11 protein-coding genes are annotated in these 20,641 nt (G+C 63.3%); 9 read left to right on the forward strand and 2 right to left on the reverse strand.

Features of this window, described 5'->3' with window-relative positions; all coding sequences use genetic code 11:
* Both FFS62_RS22945 and FFS62_RS23510 read left to right on the forward strand, forming a co-directional pair.
* Positions 1-1,416: an HlyD family type I secretion periplasmic adaptor subunit gene (locus FFS62_RS22945; protein WP_137975165.1), complete on the forward strand. Its 1,416-nt coding sequence runs from the start codon at positions 1-3 to the stop codon at positions 1,414-1,416.
* A gap of 19 nt (positions 1,417-1,435) precedes the next feature.
* The gene (locus tag FFS62_RS23510) at positions 1,436-8,185 is read left to right on the forward strand and encodes a calcium-binding protein (RefSeq protein ID WP_137975166.1); all 6,750 of its coding nucleotides are present in this window, start codon (positions 1,436-1,438) and stop codon (positions 8,183-8,185) included.
* A gap of 92 nt (positions 8,186-8,277) precedes the next feature.
* Here FFS62_RS23510 and FFS62_RS22955 read toward each other — a convergent pair whose 3' ends face one another.
* Positions 8,278-9,675: an NAD(P)/FAD-dependent oxidoreductase gene (locus FFS62_RS22955; RefSeq protein ID WP_256662356.1), complete on the reverse strand. Its 1,398-nt coding sequence runs from the start codon at positions 9,673-9,675 to the stop codon at positions 8,278-8,280.
* A 214-nt stretch (positions 9,676-9,889) separates the two neighbouring features.
* On the opposite strand from FFS62_RS22955, the gene FFS62_RS22960 reads away from it, so the two are divergent.
* From FFS62_RS22960 to FFS62_RS22970, 3 genes are all read left to right on the forward strand, one after another.
* Complete coding sequence (locus FFS62_RS22960; RefSeq protein WP_371920177.1) at positions 9,890-10,306, forward strand: cytochrome c5 family protein; 417 nt, start codon at positions 9,890-9,892, stop codon at positions 10,304-10,306.
* 115 nt (positions 10,307-10,421) lie between these two features.
* Positions 10,422-11,702: a D-arabinono-1,4-lactone oxidase gene (locus tag FFS62_RS22965; RefSeq protein WP_256662357.1), complete on the forward strand. Its 1,281-nt coding sequence runs from the start codon at positions 10,422-10,424 to the stop codon at positions 11,700-11,702.
* A gap of 69 nt (positions 11,703-11,771) precedes the next feature.
* A complete protein-coding gene (locus FFS62_RS22970; RefSeq protein ID WP_171016395.1) occupies positions 11,772-12,986 on the forward strand; it encodes a DSD1 family PLP-dependent enzyme in 1,215 nt (404 codons plus the stop codon).
* A 24-nt stretch (positions 12,987-13,010) separates the two neighbouring features.
* Here FFS62_RS22970 and FFS62_RS22975 read toward each other — a convergent pair whose 3' ends face one another.
* A complete protein-coding gene (locus FFS62_RS22975) occupies positions 13,011-14,048 on the reverse strand; it encodes an AraC family transcriptional regulator (protein WP_137975171.1) in 1,038 nt (345 codons plus the stop codon).
* 172 nt (positions 14,049-14,220) lie between these two features.
* Here FFS62_RS22975 and FFS62_RS22980 point away from each other — a divergent pair, with 172 nt between their 5' ends.
* The 4 genes from FFS62_RS22980 (at position 14,221) to FFS62_RS22995 (ending at position 20,640) form a co-directional block, all read left to right on the forward strand.
* Positions 14,221-16,035 (forward strand): DUF1302 domain-containing protein, encoded by a 1,815-nt coding sequence (locus tag FFS62_RS22980; RefSeq protein WP_137975172.1) that lies wholly within the window; start codon positions 14,221-14,223, stop codon positions 16,033-16,035.
* Between the two features lie 13 nt (positions 16,036-16,048).
* The gene (locus FFS62_RS22985) at positions 16,049-17,404 is read left to right on the forward strand and encodes a DUF1329 domain-containing protein (protein WP_137975173.1); all 1,356 of its coding nucleotides are present in this window, start codon (positions 16,049-16,051) and stop codon (positions 17,402-17,404) included.
* A 220-nt stretch (positions 17,405-17,624) separates the two neighbouring features.
* Positions 17,625-19,625: a neutral/alkaline ceramidase gene (locus FFS62_RS22990; protein ID WP_137975174.1), complete on the forward strand. Its 2,001-nt coding sequence runs from the start codon at positions 17,625-17,627 to the stop codon at positions 19,623-19,625.
* Positions 19,626-19,755: 130 nt separating this feature from the next.
* Positions 19,756-20,640 (forward strand): sugar nucleotide-binding protein, encoded by an 885-nt coding sequence (locus FFS62_RS22995; RefSeq protein ID WP_137975175.1) that lies wholly within the window; start codon positions 19,756-19,758, stop codon positions 20,638-20,640.
* Position 20,641: the final 1 nt, after the last annotated feature.

The following is a 20,641-nucleotide window of genomic DNA, read 5'->3' on the forward strand; positions in this document are numbered from 1 at the left end:
ATGGGCGCGAAACGTGAATTACTCGATCGCTACCGCAGTGCCTGGCGCCATTCCTGGCAACGGCGCAAGGCCATGGACGCCCCCGCGCGGCTGAACCACGAAGTGCAGTTCCTGCCCGCCGCCCTGGCGTTGCAGGAAGCGCCGGTGCACCCGGCGCCGCGGATCATCCAGTGGACCATCATCGCCTTCGCCGTGCTGGCGCTGATCTGGGCCTGCGTCGGCGAGATCGACGTGGTCGCCACCGCCAGCGGCAAGATCGTGCCCAGCGGTAAGAGCAAGATCATCCAGCCCAGCGAAGTGGCGGTGGTGAAGGCCATCCACGTCTACGACGGCCAGACCGTCAAAGCCGGCGAACTGCTGGTGGAGTTGGATGCGCAGATCACTGGCGCCGATGTCGAGCGCCTGAAGAGCGACCTGCTCGCCGCTCAGGTCGACAGCGCGCGCGCCAGCGCCTTGCTCGAAGCCATCCACAGCAACCAGCCACCGGCCTCGTTGGCCAGCCGCATCCCCCAGGCCACCGCACAACAGCAGGCCTCGGCGCAGACCTGGCTGCAAGGCCAGTACCTCGAGCTCAGAGCCGCCCTGGAGCAGGGCGACGCCGAGATCGCCCAGCGCATGGCCGAGATCCAGGCCGCCCAAGCCTGGGTGGCCAAGCTGCAGGAATCCCTACCCATCACCCGCCAACTGGCCGAGGACTATAAGCGGCTGCTGGACAAGGCCATCATCGGCAAGCACGCCTTCCTCGAACGGGAACAGCGGCGCCTGGACCAAGAGCGCGAACTGGCCATCCAGCAGGCCCGCGTCCTTGAACTCAATGCCGCCAAGCTGGAGGCCGAGCGCCGTCGCCAGGGCGTGATCGCCCAGACCCGCCGCACCATGCTCGATTTGCAGCATGAGTCCGAACAGCGCAGCGCCGCCCTGCAACAGGAGCTGGCCAAGGCCGAGCAGCGCGACCGCCTGACCCGCCTCACCGCCCCGGTGGAGGGCACCGTGCAGCAGCTGGCCATCCACACCCCAGGCGGGGTGGTCACCGAAGCCCAGCCGCTGATGGTCATCGTGCCCAAGGACCAGCCGGTGGAAGTGGAGGCGATGCTGGAGAACAAGGACATCGGCTTTGTGCGCGCCGGGCAGGAAGTCGAGATCAAGGTCGAGACCTTCACCTTCACCAAGTACGGCGTGGTGCACGGCACCGTGCTGAACATCTCCAACGACGCCATCGAGGACGAGAAGCTGGGGCTGGTGTACAGCACGCGCATTCAGCTGAAAGAGAACAGCATCCAGGTCGGCGAGAACAGGATCGAACTGTCGCCGGGCATGGCCGTGCGGGCGGAAGTGAAGACGGATAAGAGAAAAGTGATCGATTACTTCCTTAGTCCGCTCAGGGAGTACCAAGATGAAAGTCTGATGGAACGTTAACTCGATAAAAGGAGCATATATGAGTGTCAATGTAGGTGCAGACGGTTCTATTTCTTTTGAAGATGCCAGCGGTGGAACTGTAGAAATAGGTGCAGATGGCCAACTTTCAATGAAGGATGCATCAGGAAGGAGCGTGGAGATTCCTGTAAATGGCCAAGGTAATTACTCCATAGAAATTGAGACAAAGGCTGGTTCGGCGAGTATTTCTGGGAAGATTGATGCCAACGGAAATGCATCTGTGGATAAGCTAAAAATGACCACGCCAGAGGTGGGTGGTAATTTTGGACCTTTCGGGCTGCTCCACCTTGGCGCTAATGGCTATATGCAATGGACTCCTGCTAAGGGAGTGGAGTTTGGGCTGGAAGGTAATGTTGAAATAGCAGGAAAGTCTCTTGAGGATATCGCCGATGACGCATATGGGTTTGTCGAGGACTCTATGGTCGGTCAAATGATGGGGCGACGTGGTGAATATATTGATGCAGTCGTGAATGGTGAAACTAACCTTTCTTACCTGCAGTGGTTAATGCAGCAAAATGCCCAAATTGACGATGATGTTAATAGTGGATTCGATGCTGCTTTTCGGGCTGTGTATGACCCCTTTGTCTTGGATCTGGATGGCGATGGAATTGAAACCTTCGGAGCCGAAGGGCAGGTATTGTTCGATCACGACGGCGATGGCAGTAAAAGTGGTTCCGGCTGGGTGAAGTCCGACGATGGCCTGCTGGTGATGGACCGCAACGGAAATGGCTCTATCGATAACGGTCGAGAGCTATTTGGCGATAGCACTCTGTTGGCGGATGGCAGCAAAGCTAAAGATGGTTTTGAAGCCATACAAGAGTTGGATGTTAATGCCGATGGCAAGTTGGACGCAGGTGATGCTGCATGGGCCGATTTGCGTGTATGGCGAGACTTGAATGGTGATGGTGTTAGCCAGTCTGGAGAGCTCTTTACCCTGCAAGAAATAGGTATAGAGAGCATCGGCACCACCTCCGATGGAAAGATCAAGAATCTTGGCAACGACAACCATATTGAAGGGTTTGGTACCTTCCAATGGGATACAGTCCATGGTGGTGGTGCTGGTGTCACTGGAAATGTGGGGGTAACGGGTGATGTGTATTTCGAAGACAACCCCTTCTATCGCGAATTTGCAGATCGCATAGAGATTCCCGCGGAACTGGCTGGTGTTGCTGATATGCGGGGCTCCGGCGCAGTGCGTGATCTGCGCGAAGCCGCCGTGACAAGCAGTGAGCTACAAGGTTCTTTGGCTGCATATTCCGCTGCCGGGACTCGTTTGGAGCAGCAGGCACTGTTGAACGGGCTGGTTCGCGCCTGGGCTGATAGCGCTAACTTCCGTACCTTCGATGAGCGCGTTTCCGATCTGGCCGAGGGCAAGGTGTATGACATCGAGTTCTCCTATTCTTGGGAGATCGATAGGCGCCCAGAACTTGCGGGGGGCTCTAATGGCGGTGGAGGCGGCACCGGCGGCGGGTACATAGGAATTCCGGAAGGTGGCCAGCAGGACCCCTCGCCCACCGCTGAACAGCTTAAGAAGAAAGAGTTGTTGGAGATGGTCCGCGTACTGGAAGTCTTCAATGGCCGATACTTCTTCGATTTCAAACCCACGACTGACGATGGCGCTGACGGAGAGGTTGGCATTTCCTTTATTGCCGGCTCGCAAAGGCGCACCGGCAGTGCAGGTGGCGGCTCACTTGCCTTGGGCGCGACTTTCTACCTGACGGAGGAAGATTTCACATTTGCTCCGAACCAAGAGCGCTCCATTCGTGCGGCATATCAGAGCCTGATGGATTCAGTTTACAACGCTCTATTGTTGCAAACCCGCCTCAAACCCTACCTTGATGAGGTGTCTCTTGTTTTGGGCTCGGCTGGTGTGACCCTGCAGTTTGACGGTGTGTTAGACAAGCTGGCTCAGGCACATGGCAGTAGCCCCGTTAACTCAGTGGTGGATGCGCTTGAGCTTGGTTCTGCTATGGCAGGCACTACCGGCTGGGCAGCTAATGACTTTGCGTTTATAGGCGATTGGGTTCGCCAGCTTGATGCAGAGCAGCTTCAGGCTCTTAAGCAACAGCTTGGAGCCGCTAGTAGTGTCATTGTCGACTCGGCGGCCAATGGCAGCCTTGTTGGCGGCGCGCTCTCCGATTTCCTGTTCGGCGAGGGAGGTAACGACTCCCTGACAGGCAATGACGGCGCGGACTTCCTGAGTGGCGGTACGGGAACGGACACTCTCTGGGCGGGCAATGGCAATGACATATTGCTGGGGGGAGAGGGTAACGACAACCTGTACGGCGGCAACGGCAACGATGTGCTGGACGGTGGCCTTGGCAACGACATCCTGAGCGGTGATGTCGGTAGCGATGTATATCGTTTTGCTCGTGGCTGGGGTCAGGACACAATCAGCAACTACGACACCAGTACCGGCAAGGTGGATGCGATCGAGTTCGCGGCGGACATTGCCCCGAGCGATATCATCATCACCCGCTCTGGTAGCAATCTGGTTCTGTCGTTGATGGGTTCGACCGACAAGGTGACGGTGAACAACTACTTCCATCTCGACGGAATCAGCCCTTACAAACTGGAAGAAATTCGCTTCGTCGATGGCACGAGCTGGAGCGTCGACAAGGTCAAGGAGCTGGCGGTGCGTAGCACTGGCGGCGACGACAACCTGACCGGATATGCCAGCGATGATCAGCTCAATGGTGGTGCCGGCAACGACTATCTGTCTGGTGCGGCAGGCAACGACGTGTTGGGTGGTGATGCCGGCAACGACAACCTGAATGGCGAAGAAGGTGACGACAGCCTCAACGGTGGTGATGGCACCGACAGCCTGAGCGGCGGTAACGGTAACGATGTGCTCAATGGTGGTGCGGGCACTGACAACCTGTACGGCGGCAATGGCAACGATGTGCTGGATGGAGGCGTCGGCAATGACACTCTGAGTGGCGATGCCGGCAACGATGTGTATCGCTTCAGCCGCGGTTTGGGCCAGGACACAATCAGCAACTACGACACCAGCGCCGGCAAGGTGGATGCGATCGAGTTCGCGGCGGACATTGCCCCGAGCGATATCATCATCACCCGCTCGGGTAGCAATCTGATCCTGTCGCTGGTGGGTTCGACCGACAAGGTGACGGTGAACAACTACTTCTACCTTGACGGAACCAGCCCTTACAAACTGGAAGAAATTCGCTTCGTCGATGGCACGAGCTGGAGCGTCGACAAGGTCAAGGAGCTGGCGGTGCGTAGCACTGGCGGCGACGACAACCTGACCGGATATGCCAGCGATGATCAGCTCAATGGTGGTGCCGGCAACGACTATCTGTCTGGTGCGGCAGGCAACGACGTGTTGGGTGGTGATGCCGGCAACGACAATTTGTCCGGCGATGACGGCAACGACAGCCTCAACGGTGGTGATGGCACCGACAGCCTGAGCGGCGGCAACGGCAACGACGCACTCAATGGCGGTGCTGGCACCGACAGTCTCAACGGCGGCAACGGCGATGATGTGCTGGATGGTGGTGTTGGCAATGACAGCCTGAACGGCGATGCCGGCAACGACGTGTATCGCTTCAGCCGCGGTTGGGGCCAGGACACGATCAGCAACTACGACACCAGCACCGGCAAGGTGGATGCGATCGAGTTCGCCGCGGACATCGCGCCGAGCGACATCATCATCACCCGCTCGGGTAGCAATCTGATCCTGTCGCTGGTGGGTTCGACCGACAAGGTGACGGTGAGCAACTACTTCCATCTCGACGGAGTCAGCCCTTACAAACTGGAAGAAATTCGCTTCGTCGATGGCACGAGCTGGAGCGTCGACAAGGTCAAGGAGCTGGCGGTGCGTAGCACTGGCGGCGACGACAACCTGACCGGTTATGCCGGAAACGACCAGCTCAATGGTGGTGCGGGTAATGACACGCTATCCGGTGCAGCGGGTAACGATGTCCTGAACGGCGATGCCGGCAACGACAACCTGAACGGCGAAGAAGGTGACGACAGCCTCAATGGTGGTGAGGGCAACGACAACCTGAGCGGTGGCAATGGCAACGACGTGCTCAATGGTGGCGCTGGCACCGACAGTCTCAACGGCGGCAACGGCAATGATGTGCTGGATGGCGGGATCGGCAATGACAGCCTGAACGGCGATGCCGGCAACGATGTGTATCGTTTCAGCCGCGGTTGGGGCCAGGACACGATCATCAACTACGACACCAGCACCGGCAAGGTGGATGCAATCGAGTTCGCCCCAGACATCGCGCCGAGCGACATCATCATCACCCGCTCGGGTAACAACCTGATCCTGTCGCTGGTGGGTTCGACCGACAAGGTGACGGTGAACAACTACTTCTACCTTGACGGAACCAGCGCTTACAAACTGGAAGAAATTCGCTTCGTCGATGGCACCAGCTGGAGCATCGACAAGGTCAAGGAGCTGGCGGTGCGTAGCACTGGCGGCGACGACAACCTGACGGGTTATGTCGGAAACGATCAGCTCAATGGCGGTGCGGGTAATGACACGCTGTCCGGTGCGGCGGGTAACGATGTCCTGAACGGCGATGCCGGCAACGACAACCTGAACGGCGAAGAAGGTGACGACAGCCTCAATGGTGGTGAGGGCAACGACAACCTGAGCGGCGGCAACGGCAACGACGTGCTCAATGGTGGTGCTGGCACCGACAGTCTCAACGGCGGCAACGGCGATGATGTGCTGGACGGTGGCATCGGCAATGACAGCCTGAACGGCGATGCCGGCAACGATGTGTATCGTTTCAGCCGCGGCTGGGGCCAGGACACGGTCAACAACTACGACACCAGCGCTGGCAAGGTGGATGCGATCGAGTTTGCCGCAGACATCGCGCCGAGTGACATCCAGATCACTCGTTCGGGTGACAACTTGATCTTGTCGCTGGTGGGTTCGACCGACAAGGTGACGGTGAGCAACTACTTCAACAATGGAGGTGTGAGCGCTTACAAGCTGGAGGAAATTCGATTCGCCAACGGCACCAGCTGGAGCATCGACAAGGTCAAGGAGCTGGGGGTACGTAGCACTGGCGGCGACGACAACCTGACCGGTTATGCCAGCGATGATCAGCTCAATGGTGGTGCTGGTAACGACTATCTGTCTGGTGCGGCGGGTAACGATGTCCTGAACGGCGATGCCGGCAACGACAACCTGAACGGCGAAGAAGGTGACGACAGCCTGAACGGCGGTGACGGCAACGACAATCTGAGCGGTGGCAACGGCAACGACGTGCTCAATGGTGGTGCTGGCACCGACAGCCTCAACGGCGGCAACGGCGATGATGTGCTGGATGGTGGCGCTGGTAACGACAGCCTGAGCGGTGATGCCGGCAACGACGTGTATCGCTTCAGCCGCGGCTGGGGCCAGGACACAGTCAGCAGCTACGACACCAGCACTGGCAAGGTGGATGCGATCGAGTTCGCCGCAGACATCGCGCCGAGCGACATCATCATCACCCGCACGGGCGACAACCTGATCCTGTCGCTGGTGGGCTCGACTGACAAGGTAACGGTGAGCAACTACTTCAACAACGATGGAGTAAGTGCCTACAAGCTGGAGGAGATCCGCTTCGCTGACGGTACGACCTGGAGTTACTCCCAAATCAAACAGGTAACTGTCTTCGGTACAGACAAAGATGACACCTTGACGGATTGGGGGAATTTGGACGAGCTGCGCGGTGGTGCCGGCAACGACACTCTCGATGGTGGTCGAGGCAGCAATCGCCTATACGGCGAAGCTGGCGATGACGTGCTGAGAACGGACGTCAACTACTCCGATGCCAACCTGCTGGCCGGTGGCACCGGTAACGACACCCTGTATGGCAGTTACAAGAACGACACCTATCTGTTCAATCTGGGAGATGGTGTAGACACCATCGTCGAGACGAGCAGTGTGGCTGGTGCGGTGGATACTCTGCGCTTCGGCGAGGGCATCAAGCTGGAGGACCTGCAGTTCCAGCGCGCCGGTGCTGATCTGGTGCTGGCCCATGCCAATGGTGTCGACAAGGTGGTGTTCAAGAATGCCTTGTCATCCAGCACTGTCTCTGCCAGCTGGAACAGCTCGATGCTCATCGAGAAAATCGAGTTCGCTGATGGCACGAGCGTGACGTGGGCGCAACTGTTCGCGAACGGCTGGCTGCAACAGGGCGGCTCCGGCAATGACACCCTGCTGGGCCATAACGGTATCGACGACCTTCGTGGTGGTGCCGGCAACGACACCCTCGATGGTGGCAACGGTAGCAACCGTCTGTACGGCGAGGCTGGCGATGACGTGCTGAGAACGGACGTCAACTACTCCGATGCCAACCTGCTGGCCGGTGGCACCGGTAACGACACCCTGTATGGCAGTTACAAGAACGACACCTATCTGTTCAATCTGGGAGATGGTGTGGACACCATCGTCGAGACGAGCAGTGTGGCAGGCGCAGTGGATACTCTTCGTTTCGGTAGCGATATCGATGCAGAAGAGCTCTGGCTGAGCCGCTCGGGGAATGACCTCAAGCTCCAGGTGGTTGGTACTGACGATAGTGTCAGCATCAAGAACTGGTATTCGAGCACTTCCTATCAGGTCGAGCAGCTCCAGGTAGCGGATGGGCGTGCTCTGACTGCTAGCCAGGTGCAAAACCTGGTGAACGCCATGGCCAGCTTTGGCGTACCGGCTGGTGGCGAGGGCAACCTGACTGCCGATCAACGTCAGCAACTGGATGTAGTCATCGCCGCCAACTGGCAGTGATAGCTATCTGGTGAAACAGAAGGCCCGGCATCTGCCGGGCCTTCTGCATTCTTGGCTACTGCCTCAGTTGACAGCGGCTATCCAACCGCCGCTCACACGGCCTGCTGCGGCTGCAGCGGGGCGGTGGGGAAGCCGGCGTGCTTGCGCAGGCCGGCGTAGTAGCCCTCGTCCAACTCGCCCCAACCCATCTGCTGGCGCAGCTTGCGCAGGTGGGTCTTCAGCGCGTGTACCTCCAGGTATACCTCGTGGCGCTGGGACTTAATGAAGTCGATGCCGCCGGACAGGTCTGGGTCATCCGTGGCGATCAGCTGCTCGAACTGCCGCGCCTGCTCCGGGCGCTGCAGCTGGTCGCCCAGGTAGCTGGCGATGGCGTGGGCCTCGTTGTCGAACAGCTTGTAGGCGCTGGAGTTGGTTTCCAGGTAGCCGATGCCGAACAGGTTGTGGTGCTGGCGGCTGAAAATCGACAGGTACAGCTGCGGGCGCCCGCCCTTCCATTCGAAGTAGTCGGCGGCGTATTTGCAGCTCCACCTGTAGCCGGTGGCGTACAGCGCCAGGTCGATCTGCTCGCGGCTGCCGTCCTTGAACACTGCATGGTCGCCGTCGAAGTGGTCGAGGTCGGGCTTGGCCTGGATATCGCCGTGCTGCAGGTAATGCAGCAGCTGGGTGTTCAGCAGCGGGTGGCTCTCGAACAGCTTGTGGTCCGGTTTGGGCAGGCCGAAGCGGGTCAGGTCGCCGTTGATTAGGCGCAGGATCAGGCCGAACACCGGTCGCACCAGCCAGATCGGCAGCTGCGGGCCCTTCTCGCTGACCTCGTCGGCGGGCAGGCCGAACAGGTGCTTGGGGATGAAGTGGTAGCCGCGGCGCAGGCTGATAAAGGCCTTCTCCGCATGCGTCGCGGCATCGCAGGCGATGTCCGCGCCGGAGTTGCCGGCGCCGATGATCAGCACGCGCTTGCCGCTGAATTCGGCGGCCTGCTTGAAGGTCACCGAGTGGCGAATCTCGCCGTTGAACTGGCCCTTGATGGCCGGCATGTTCGGGTCCCAGTTGCAGCCGGTGGCGCAGACCACGGCGCGATAGCTGCGTCGTTCGCCGTTGCCGAGGGTGACCAGCCAGCGCCCGTCGTCACGCTTCTGCACCTTGCTCACCGCAGTGCCCAGGCGGATGCCGGCATACAGGTCGAAGGCCTGGGCGAAGGCGCGCACGTACTCGAGGATCTGCCGATGGCTCGGGTAGTCGGGGAAGTGTTTGGGCATCGGAAAGTCGAGGAAGCCGGAGAGCTCGCGCGAGGAGATGAAGTGCGCGGACTCGTACATCGGCGTGCCCGGATTGCTTATGTCCCAGACGCCGCCGACAGCGCTGTGGCGTTCGAACTGCTCGTAGGCCAGGCCCTGGCGCTTCAGCGCGCGGGCCATGCACAGGCCGCCGGGGCCGGCGCCAATGATGCACACGGCATCGCCGCAATCCTGGATGTCGTTGTTCTCTGTGCTCACGGAGGCTGCGCTCATGTGGGGGCGATGCGTTCACGTTAGCAAGGGCTGCGAAGGTCCGCAGGGGCGCGGCGGCCGCAAAAGGGGGCGGAAACGGACAGCCGAAAGGCGCCTTGCATGGCCGTGGGTTTGGCCGTTCTCGTGTTCCTGGCTGGCCGTTTGAGACCTCATACGCCGCGCGACGCTGCTTTAGTGTGATGGCATTGAGATGAACAGTTTGGAGGTAACTATGCAGGCAGGGCAGGGCGGGAGTCTGAGGGCGGCCAATGGCTGGCGCGGTCGGACCGTTGCGCTGGGGCTGTGCGCACTGCTGGGTGGCTGTGGCGAGGAGGCTGGGCCGCAGGCTCCTGCGGGCGCTGCGCAGGCCGTGCCGGCGGACGCGGCGCTGGCGCAGCTGTACGGCGCCAGCTGCCGGCAGTGCCATGCCAACCCTGCCGCCGGCGCGCCGTTGACTGGCGATGCCGTGGCCTGGGCGCCGCGCCTGGCGAAGGGCATGGATGCCCTGCTGGAGCACAGCATCAATGGCTTCCAGGGCATGCCGCCGATGGGCTTGTGCATGCAGTGCACGGAAGCGGAATTCCAAGCGCTGATCGAGTTCATGTCGGCCACGTCGAAGCCGGCAGAGGATCTCTGACATGGGCCAACCGTTCTCCCGCCGTCAACTACTGCAGCGCGCCAGCCTGCTTGGCGCCTGCCTGGCACTGCCGGCCCGATCGCTCTGGGCCGAACCGGCGCGTACGCCGCGCCCCATGCCCTGGCGCAACTGGTCCGGTGCGCAGAGCTGTCTGCCGCTGGAGCGGCTGGCACCGAAGAGCCTTGACGAGCTGGTGCAGGTCATTCGCCAGGCTCCGGGCAAGATCCGCCCAGTCGGCTCGGGGCATTCCTTCAGCGCGCTGGTGCCCACCGACGGCACCCTGCTGTCGCTCAGCCACTTTTCCGGACTGCTGGAGCATGACGCTCAGACCCTGCAGGCCGAGTTCGCCGGTGGCACGCCGATGTCGCTGATGGGCGCGCCGCTCCAGGAGGCCGGCCAGGCGCTGATCAACATGGCCGACATCGATTACCAGACACTGGCCGGGGCGATCGCCACCTCGACCCATGGCACCGGTATCGGTTTCGGCTCCTATTCCTCCCAGGTCTGCGGCCTGCAACTGGTCAGCGCCGCCGGCGATGTGCTCGACTGTAGCCGCGAGAACAATCCCGAGCTTTTCGCCGCCGCGCGTGTGTCGCTTGGCGCGTTGGGCGTGGTGACCCGTGTGCGGATGCAGAACCGCGCCGCCTACCGCTTGCGCGAGCGCCAGTGGATCGCCAGGACCGAGGAGCTGCTGGAGGATGTCGAGAGCCTCAAGCGCGACAATCAGCACTGGGAGATGTTGGTGGTCACCCACTCCGACTATGCCCTGTCGGTGGCGCTGAACGAGACCGAGGACCCCAGCACACCGCCGCTGCCGCCGGACGAGGAGGGCGGCAACGGCTTCATCGGGCTGATCGAGGGACTGGACAAGCACCTGAGCGACCACCCCGATCTGCGCCGCAGCCTGCTGAACAACATGCGCCACCTGGCCAGTTTCGAGGAGCGGGTGGGCAACTCCTACGAGATCTTCGCCAATGTGCGCAACGTGCGCTTCAACGAAATGGAGTACTCGGTGCCGGCCGAGCATGGGCCTGCCTGCCTGCGCGAGATACTCAAGCGCATCGACGACGGCAACCTGCGCACCTGGTTCCCCATCGAGTATCGCTACGTCAAGGCCGACGATATTCCCCTGAGCATGTTCGAGCGGCGCGACAGCTGTGCGATCTCGGTGCACCAGCACTATGCGATGGACCATCACAACTACTTCGCCGCAATCGAGCCGATCTTCTGGAAGTACCAGGGGCGGCCGCACTGGGGCAAGTTGCACAGCCTGGGTGCCCGCCAGCTGGAGGCGTTGTATCCGCGCTGGAAGGAGTTCACCGAGGTGCGTCAGGCGCTGGACCCGCGCGGGCGCTTCGTCAACGCGCACCTGGCCGGCCTGTTCGGTCTCGGTTGAGGAGAAGAGATGAAACGACGCGCTTTCGTAATGGCCGGGCTGGGTGCCGGTGGACTGCTGGCCGCCTGGCTGCGCCCGCGTGATCAGGGCCAGCCGCACGACGGCTATTTCCAGGCGCTGAACCAGGAGCTCAAAGTCAACGGGCCGATGCGCCCGGCGCTGCTGATCGACCTCGACCGGCTCGACCACAATATCGAGATGGTGCGCCAGTTCCTTAGCCGCAGTGGCAAGCAACTGCGCCTGGTGGAAAAGTCGCTGCCGGCGCCCGGTCTGCTGCGCTATATCGGCGAGCGCATCGGCACCCGGAAGCTGATGTCCTTCCACCAGCCCTTCCTCAATCACGATGCACGGCTGTTCCCCGAGGCCGACATCCTGCTCGGCAAGCCGTTACCGGTGCGTTCGGCGCAGCTGTTCTACGAGCAGCACCGCGGCCCCTTCGATCCGGCCAAGCAGCTGCAGTGGCTGATCGATACTCCCGAGCGCCTGCAGCAGTACCTGGCACTGGCCCAGGGGTTGGGCACGCGGCTGCGCATCAACATTGAACTGGATGTGGGCCTGCATCGTGGCGGCGTGGGCGATACGCAGACGCTGGGCCAACTGCTGCAGCTGATTGCGGACAACCCGCAGCAGCTGGAGTTTGCCGGCTTCATGGGTTATGACCCCTTCGTCGGCATGAACCTGCCTTCAGTGCTCGGCAGCCAGGACGAGCTACTGGCCAAGGTCATGGCGCTATACCAGGGCTATGTCGACTTCACCCGCCAGCGCTTCCCGGCGCTGTGGCGCGAGGGTCTGACCCTGAACACCGCGGGCAGCCCCAGCTACCGCGCCCACGAGCAGGAGCGGCTGAGCAGCGAGGTGGCCATTGGCACCGGCCTGCTCAAGCCCAGCCATTACGACCTGCCGTCGCTGGCCGAGCATGAGCCGGCGGTGTACATCGCCACGCCGGTGCTCAAGCGCACGGGGGCGCTGCGCATTCCGGCGCTGGATGAGAAGTCGCGGCTGTTCGCCTGGTGGGACGTCAACCAGCGCGAGACCTTCTTCATCTACGGCGGCAACTGGCAGGCCGATCTGGTCTCTCCGGCCGGGCTGCAGCTGAGCGGCCTGTACGGGCGCAGCTCGAACCAGGAGCTGGTCAACGGCTCGCCCACCGTGAGCCTGGCAGTGGATGATCAGGTGTTCCTGCGGCCGACCCAGAGCGAGTCGGTGCTGTTGCAGTTCGGTGATTTGCTGGCCGTGCGCGGCGGCAAGATTGTCGAGCGCTGGCCGGTGTATCAGGAGTCCTGAGCTGCACTGTGGCAGCGCACCCTGCTAGGACTCCTCGGCGATACGCTGCTTCGCCGTGCGCGGCGTCTCGCCGGTCCAGCGCTTGAAGGCGCGGCGGAAGTTGCGCACGTCGCTGAAGCCGGTGGCGCAGGCTACGTCGATCAGCCGGTTGTCGTGCTGGCCGAGCAGCTGCAGGGCGCGTGCCCGGCGCAGCTCGTCGACTATGCCGTAGTAGCTCAGGCCCGCGTCGCCGATGCGCCGGCGCAGGGTGCGCTCGCTCAGGTTCAACTGGCTGGCCAGTTGGCTCAGCGACGGCGGCTCACCCAGGTTCTTGCGTACCTCGCGCTCGATGGTCTCGATCAGGTCGCTCAGCCCCTGTTCGTGTCGGTTGGTGCCGTCCAGCAACAGGCAGGCCTCGGCGACGACATAGTCGTCGCGGGTCGGCAGCGGTAGTTCCAGCCAGTTGGCCGGGAACTGCATCAGGTTGTGCTCAGCAGCGAAACGCAGCGGGCAACGGAACAGCTCGGTATAGCGCTGTGCGTGTGGCGGGCTGGGGTGCTGCACCTCGACGCGGCTGGCGACGAGGTCCTGTCCGGTGAGGAAGCGCACGATGGCCAGGCTGCTGGAAAACGCCTCCTCCAGATAGAAGATCGCCACCTCATGGTCGAAGAAGCGCGGCGAGGCGTAGATCAGCACCTGGTTGCCGGCGACCTCCATGCGGTAGTCGAGCAGGCTGCCGATATGCCACTGGTAGCGCAGCGCCAGTTGCAGTGCCGTGCCTAGGTCCGGACTGGCCAGCATGGCCAGCCCCACCAGGCCCCAGGACACCGGCGTCTGCCGACTGCCGACCGTCAGGCCCAGGCCGCTGTCGCCCAGCACTTGCCGGGCGCGGCGCACCAGCTGGTAGCTCTGCCGGTAGGACAGGCGGTAATCCGGCCGCTTCAGGTCCTCCGGGGCGAAGCCCAGGCCGCGGCACAGCAGCGCCGGGTCATGGCCGCAGGCGACCGCGTATTGCAGCAGGAAGCGGGAGATCTGCGGTGGCGCCGAGGCCTCCGAATAGCGCGGATCGACTATGGGTTTCAATTTCCTGTGCCCTTACCTGACCGAGCGATGGTCGCCGAGCAGTGTGCCGCAAACACCGGGCGATGAAGTGTTTGCAAATGTGACAGTCCTCTTGAGCCCTCCTTTTTGTCCGTTTTGGCCCCATGCCGGTTTTTTTGTTGCCGTTAATTTCAACCGAACTCAGGAGGTTCATATGTCATACAACAAAAGCAAGATGGCATTGGCAATTGGACTGGCGCTGTGGGGGACGCAGCTGCAGGCTTTCGAGATCGACACGGGTCCCCATCTGACCACCTCGCTGGAGAGCGTCGCCGAGTTCACCTCGGTGTACCGCACCAGCTCGCCCGAGCACATCGAGCGCGGCGGGCAGAACGTCTTCACCAACAACAACGACGGCAGCGAGTACTACGACACCGGGTTCGTTTCCAACGAATTCAAGCTGACTTCCGAGCTGCACGTGCGCACCGAGCAGGACGGCCTGTTCATGCGCGGCACCGCCTGGTACGACACCCAGATCATGGATCACGATCCCAGCGGCGATGGCTTCGAGACCCACAACACCGACAGCGACGAGCGCTACCCCTCGGACCTGGAGAACCGCGCCGGCCACCGCGCGCGCCTGCTCGACGCCTACCTCTACACCAACCGCTACGTCGGCGAGATGCCGTACAGCCTGCGGTTCGGCCGCCAGGTGATCAACTGGGGCGAGGGCATCTACTACTCTGACGGCATCAACGTGATCAACCCGGTGGACATCGGCCGCGTGGTGCTGCCCAACGCCAGCCTCAAGGACGCGCTGCTGCCGACCAATATGATCTCCGGCCAGCTGGGCCTGACCGATGCGCTGAACGTCGAGGCCTTCTACGGCCTGGAGTGGAAGGGCCACGACCTGATCCCCACCGGCGCCTTCCTCAACAACCAGGACTACTTCGGCAAGGGCAGCAACGGTGTGCTGGTGGATCTGCGCGACCAGCTGGATATGCTCGGGCTGCCGGCCGACCTGGTGCCGGGCCTCAACGGCGAGAACGGCATCGTCGCCGGCGCCCGCTACGGCAAGGAGCATGACGCCCGCGACGACGGCCAGTTCGGCGTGGCGCTGCGCTACCTGATGGAGGACTGGAACAACACCGAGTTCAGCCTCTACTACCTCAACTACCACAGCAAGGTGCCCTTCCTGCGCATCCAGAAGGGGCAGTCCTTCGCGTGCAGCGGTGGCGGAGGTGGTGGGCGCTTTACCGACCTATGCGGCTTGGCCGGAATGCTCGGTGACCCGACGCTGTTCGCCTTGGCAGATGGCATGGCTCTGCTCGACAGCACCTACTACGACTTCATCTACCCCGAGGACATCCGCCTGTTCGGCCTCAGCGTGTCCGGCACCATCGGCGACACCAGCGTCGCCGGCGAGCTGACCTACCGGCCCAACGCGCCGCTGGAACCCTCGATGATCTACGAGCTGGAGACCATGGCCGAGGGCGCCCTCGGTGGCGGCGGGGCCAGCGGCGGCAGCATCGACCTCGGTGAGTTCGGCGACGGCTCGGCCAACGACCCGCGGCGCAGCATCGACCTGTACAAGCGCCACGAGCTGTATACCGGCTCGGTCTCGACCATCCACACCTTCGGCCCCACCGCCGGCATGGACGACCTGATCATGCTCGCCGAGGTGGCGTTCAACCATGTGCCGGGCAGCCTGCTGGACACGGTCAACTACGACTACCTGGACTCCTTCGCCTGGGGCTACACGGTGAACTTCTCCGGCCTGCTGCAGGACGTGCAACCCAACTTCGACCTGATGCCGGGGCTGACCTTCCGCCAGGACGTGTCCGGCACCTCGCCGTCGCTCAACGAGAACTTCGTCCAGGGGCGCAAGTCCGCCACCCTCGAGCTGGGTGCCAAGTACGGCCAGAAGCTGGCCGGCAAGCTGGCCTACACCTCGTTCTGGGGCGCGCGCAAGGACAACGCGCTGATCGACCGCGACCACGTCGCCCTCAACGTCTCCTATTCCTTCTGACGGCGGAAATCCCATGACCAGAACAGCATTTACCTCCGTCCTGCTCTCCCTCGGTCTGCTGCTGCCCCTGGCCGCCCAGGCCAAGGTGAGTGCCGAGCAGGCAGCGCAACTAGATGGCGCGCTGACCCCCTTCGGCGGCGAGCGCCAGGGCGATGCGGCCAGGGGCATTCCCGAGTGGGGCACTGCCGTGCAGGCGCCGGCCGGCTACGGCGGACCGGGCAGCTTCCACGTCGATCCCTATGCCGATGAGCAGCCGCTGCGGGTGATCGACGCGCAGAACATGGCCGCCGAAGACGCCAACCTGAGTGCCGGGGTCAAGGCACTGCTCAAGGCCTACCCGCAGACCTTCAAACTGCCGGTCTATCCCAGCCATCGCAGCTTCGTCGCGCCCAGCGAGATCATCGCCAATACCCGGCGCAACGCCGAGCAGGCGACCCTGGCCGAAGGCGGCAACGGCCTGCAGGGCGCCTATGCCGGCATTCCCTTCCCGATCCCGGCGGACGGTCGCGAGGCGATCTGGAACCACATCGCCCGCTGGCAGGGGCGCTACCAGGACGAGGTGTCGGTGACCGCCCAGGTCACCACCAGCGGCAGCTACTCGATCCTGCGCGAGCGCATCCAGCTGCTGTCCAACTACTACAACCCGAAGAAGGACGCCGGCAGCCTCGACAACATCCTGTATTTCTTCGCCAGCGAGCTGCTGCCGCCATCGCGTGACGTGGGCCGTGCGCTGCTGGTGCACGAGACCATCGACCAGGTCGCCGAGCCGCGTTCGGCGTGGATCTACAACCCCGGCCAGCGCCGCGTGCGCCGCGCGCCGACCCTGGCCTACGACACGCCGATCGACGGCATCTACGCCGACGACACCGACATGTACAACGGCGCCACCGATCGCTACGACTGGAAGCTGATCGGCAAGCGCAGCCTGCTGGTGCCCTACCACAACTACGCCATGGAAAAACCGGGGCGCAAGGTGGATGAGCTGGTCAAACCGGGCCACCTGAACAGCGACCTGACCCGCTGGGAAATGCACCGCGTGTGGGTGGTCGAGGCCACGCTGCGCCAGGGCCAGCGCCACGTACATGCCAAGCGTCGCTTCTACCTCGACGAGGACAGCTGGTACGCCCTGATGGTGGAGAACTACGACGCCCGCGGCGAGCTGTGGCACGTCAACCTGGCCTTCAGCAAGAACGCCTACGAGGTGCCCAACATCACCCCGGTGAACCTGGTCTATCACGACCTGATCGCCCGCAGCTACACGGTGATCGGCCTGCGCAACAACGAGAAGGCGCCGCGCCAGTTCCTCCTCACGCCGCCGCCGGAAAACTACTTCACCCCGGCCAGTCTGCGCCGCAAAGGCACGCAGTAACCCGGCATGGGCGAGGGGCGATCGTCAGCCCCTCGTCCTGACCCTCTCCCGCTGCGGAGAGGGCATTCGAACAGCTTTCCACCTTGGGGGTTCGGGCTTGCGGCCTCGCCGCAGGGCGAAGCTTTGCCGCCGCAAAACCGGACGACCGAGAAACCCACCGGCTGAGTTCAAGCCACCGATTGCAGTTCATGCAAGAGCCTTTGGCTCGAGGTGCTGAAACATGAAAACAAGGAGAATCGCCACACTGCTGCTCGCGTTCCTGAGCAGCGTCCTGTCCCTGGCCGTCCAGGCCTACAGCGACAACTACCTGATCGGCGTCGGCAAGTACGACGTCACCGGCGCCGCCGCCGAGGTCGGCATGATGGGCTATGCCGATCCCGCGCAGAAAAGCAGCGGCATCCACAACCGCCAGTACGCCCGCGCCTACATCGTCGCCCAGCCCAATGGCGGGCCCGCTGTGGTGTTCGTCAACGTCGACGCCGGCGCGCTGTTCCAGTCGGTCAACCAGGCGGTGATCGAACGTCTGCGCCAGCGCTTCGGCGAGCGCTACACCGAGCAGAACGTGGTGCTCAGCGCCACCCACACCCATGGCGCCGCCGGTGGCCAGTCGCACTACGCGCTGTACAACGTGACCATCTTCGGTTTCATCAAGGAGAACTTCGAGGCCCAGGTCAACGGCATAGTCGCGGCCATCGCCGAGGCCCACGCCAACCTGCAGCCCGGTCATGTACTGGTCAATCGTGGCGAGCTGAGCAACGCCAGCATCAACCGCTCGCAGGCCGCCTATGACAACAACCCGGCCGAGGAGCGGGCGCGCTACGGCAGCTCGATCGACCCGGAGATGCTGGTGCTGCGCCTGCGCCAGGGCAACCGCGACGCCGGCATGATCAGCTGGTTCGCCGTGCACCCGGTGTCCATGAGCAAGAGCAACACCCTGCTCACCAGCGACAACAAGGGCCGCGCCGAATGGCGCTTCGAGGAGCTGGCCAGGGCCCAGGGCAACCCGGACTTCATCGCCTCCTTCGCCCAGAGCAACCATGCCGACACCACGCCCAATCTCAACCTGGACGGCACCGGTCCGACCCAGGATCAGTTCCGCAACACCGAGATCATCGGCGACCGCCAGTTCGACAAGGCGCTGGCGCTGTATCAGGGCGCCAGCCTGCAGCTGACCGGCGCCGTCGACTTCCGCCAACAGTACAACGACTTCTCCAAGATCCGCGTGCGCCCGCAGTTCGGCCAGGGCCAGGAGCGGCAGACCTGCAACGCCGCGCTGGGCTACGCCTTCGCCGCCGGCACCGAGGACGGTCGCGGCCTGGAGGATGTCGATGAGGGCACGGTGGAGACCAACCCGCTGCTCAACCTGATCACCCAGACCATCACTCCGCCGACCGCGGCGGACATCGCCTGCCAGGCGCCCAAGCCGATCATCCTCCAGCAGAGCGCGTTCAAGCCTTATCCGTGGAGTCCCGAGGTGCTGCCGGCGTCCATCCTGCGCATTGGCCAGTTCGCCCTGCTGGCGGTGCCCGGCGAGTTCACCGTGATGTCCGGCCGGCGCCTGCGCGAGACGGTGCGCGGGGTGCTCGGCAACGACCAGCTGCTGGTGGTGGCCGGGCTGTCCAATGCCTACTCCGGTTACGTCACTACCGCCGAGGAGTACGACAAGCAGCACTACGAGGGCGGCTCCACCCACTTCGGGCGCTGGACCCTGGCCGCCTACCAGCAGGTGTTCCACGACATGGCCGTGGCCCTGCGCGACCAGCAGGCGGTGATCAGCACCCTGGTGCCGCGTGACCTGCGCAACGACCAGAGCAACTTCGTCACCGGGGTGGTCTACGACAACCCGCCGCTGGGCAAGCGCTTCGGTCAGGTGGTGACGGACGCCAACGCCCAGTACCGCATCGGCGACACGGCCCAGGCGGTGTTCTGGACCGGCCACCCGCGCAACAACCTGCGCCCCGAGAGCAGCTTCCTCGAGGTGCAGCGCAGGGTTAACGGCGCCTGGCAGGTGGTGGCCCGCGACAACGACTGGAGCACCCAGTACCACTGGCTGCGCAAGGACGGCTTCTGGGGCACCTCGCAGGCCACGCTGCGCTGGACCATTCCGGCGGGCACGCCGCCGGGCGAGTACCGCCTGGTGCATTACGGCGACAGCAAGGCACCGGTCACCGGCAAGATCAGCGCCTTCTCCGGTGCCAGCCGCAGCTTCACGGTGCAATAAGCGGCCGGGTCGGGGTTCGCACTCCGCCCCGGTAGTGACGATCCGCCGCGAAACCCGCAGAATGATCACTTTCGCCCCGCCGCCACGGCGGCCGGGGCCTTCGTCGGTCTTTCGGGTCTTGTTCTGAACTATGCGAATGCGGCTGTTGTTGCTGGGAGGGGGCAATGCCCTGGGTCAGGCGCTGGTGCGCCAGGGTGCCGAGGAGGACATCGGCTTCCTCGCCCCACGTCCGCCGGAAGGCGGCTGGGACCGGGCCAGCCTCACCCAGTTGCTCGACGAGACCCGCCCCGACGCGCTGATCAACCTGGCCTACTACTTCGACTGGTTCCAGGCCGAGGGCTTCGACGAGCGCCGCTTCGCGCCCCAGGAGCGGGCCATGGAGCGCCTGGCCGAACTGTGCCAGCACCACAATATCCTGCTGCTGCAACCCTCCAGCTACCGGGTGTTCGACGGCTCGCGAGCCACCGCCTACAGCGAGAAGGACGAACCGGTACCCCTGGGCCTGCGGGGCCAGGCTCTGCTGCGCATCGAACAGTGCGTGCGTGCCACCTGCCCACGCCATGTGCTGCTGCGCTTCGGCTGGCTGCTGGACGACAGCGCCGACGGCCTGCTCGGCCGCTTCCTGCGCCGCGCCGAGCTGGAGCAGGAGCTGTTCATGGCCGACGACCGCCGCGGCAACCCGACCCTGGTGGACGACGCCGCGCGGGTCATCCTCGCCGTGCTCAAGCAGCTGGACTGCCAGAGCCCGCTGTGGGGCATCTATCACTACGGCGGCCACGAGGCGACCACGCCGCTGGCCCTCGGCCAGGCGGTGATCGGCGAGGTGCGCGGCCTGCACCCGCTCAAGGTGCAGGAAGTCGGTCCCCAGGCCCACGCCGCCCGCAGCGACGCCGCCGACGAGCCGCAGCACGCGGTGCTGGCCTGCAAGAAGATCCTGCATACCTTCGGCATCAAGCCGCGGGCCTGGCGCGCCGGGCTGCCGGCGCTGCTCGACCGTTACTATCGCCACGCCTGAC

Source organism: Pseudomonas sp. F(2018) (assembly GCF_005508865.1).
Lineage (GTDB): Bacteria > Pseudomonadota > Gammaproteobacteria > Pseudomonadales > Pseudomonadaceae > Aquipseudomonas.

Excerpts from the sequence above, each read along its gene's own strand:
- FFS62_RS22945 (WP_137975165.1), top strand. The coding sequence starts at position 1 with ATGGGCGCGAAACGTGAATTACTCGATCGCTACCGCAGTGCCTGGCGC.
- FFS62_RS23510 (WP_137975166.1), top strand. The coding sequence starts at position 1,436 with ATGAGTGTCAATGTAGGTGCAGACGGTTCTATTTCTTTTGAAGATGCC.
- FFS62_RS22965 (WP_256662357.1), top strand. The coding sequence starts at position 10,422 with ATGCCCTGGCGCAACTGGTCCGGTGCGCAGAGCTGTCTGCCGCTGGAG.
- FFS62_RS22980 (WP_137975172.1), top strand. The coding sequence starts at position 14,221 with ATGTCATACAACAAAAGCAAGATGGCATTGGCAATTGGACTGGCGCTG.
- FFS62_RS22985 (WP_137975173.1), top strand. The coding sequence starts at position 16,049 with ATGACCAGAACAGCATTTACCTCCGTCCTGCTCTCCCTCGGTCTGCTG.
- FFS62_RS22990 (WP_137975174.1), top strand. The coding sequence starts at position 17,625 with ATGAAAACAAGGAGAATCGCCACACTGCTGCTCGCGTTCCTGAGCAGC.
- FFS62_RS22995 (WP_137975175.1), top strand. The coding sequence starts at position 19,756 with ATGCGAATGCGGCTGTTGTTGCTGGGAGGGGGCAATGCCCTGGGTCAG.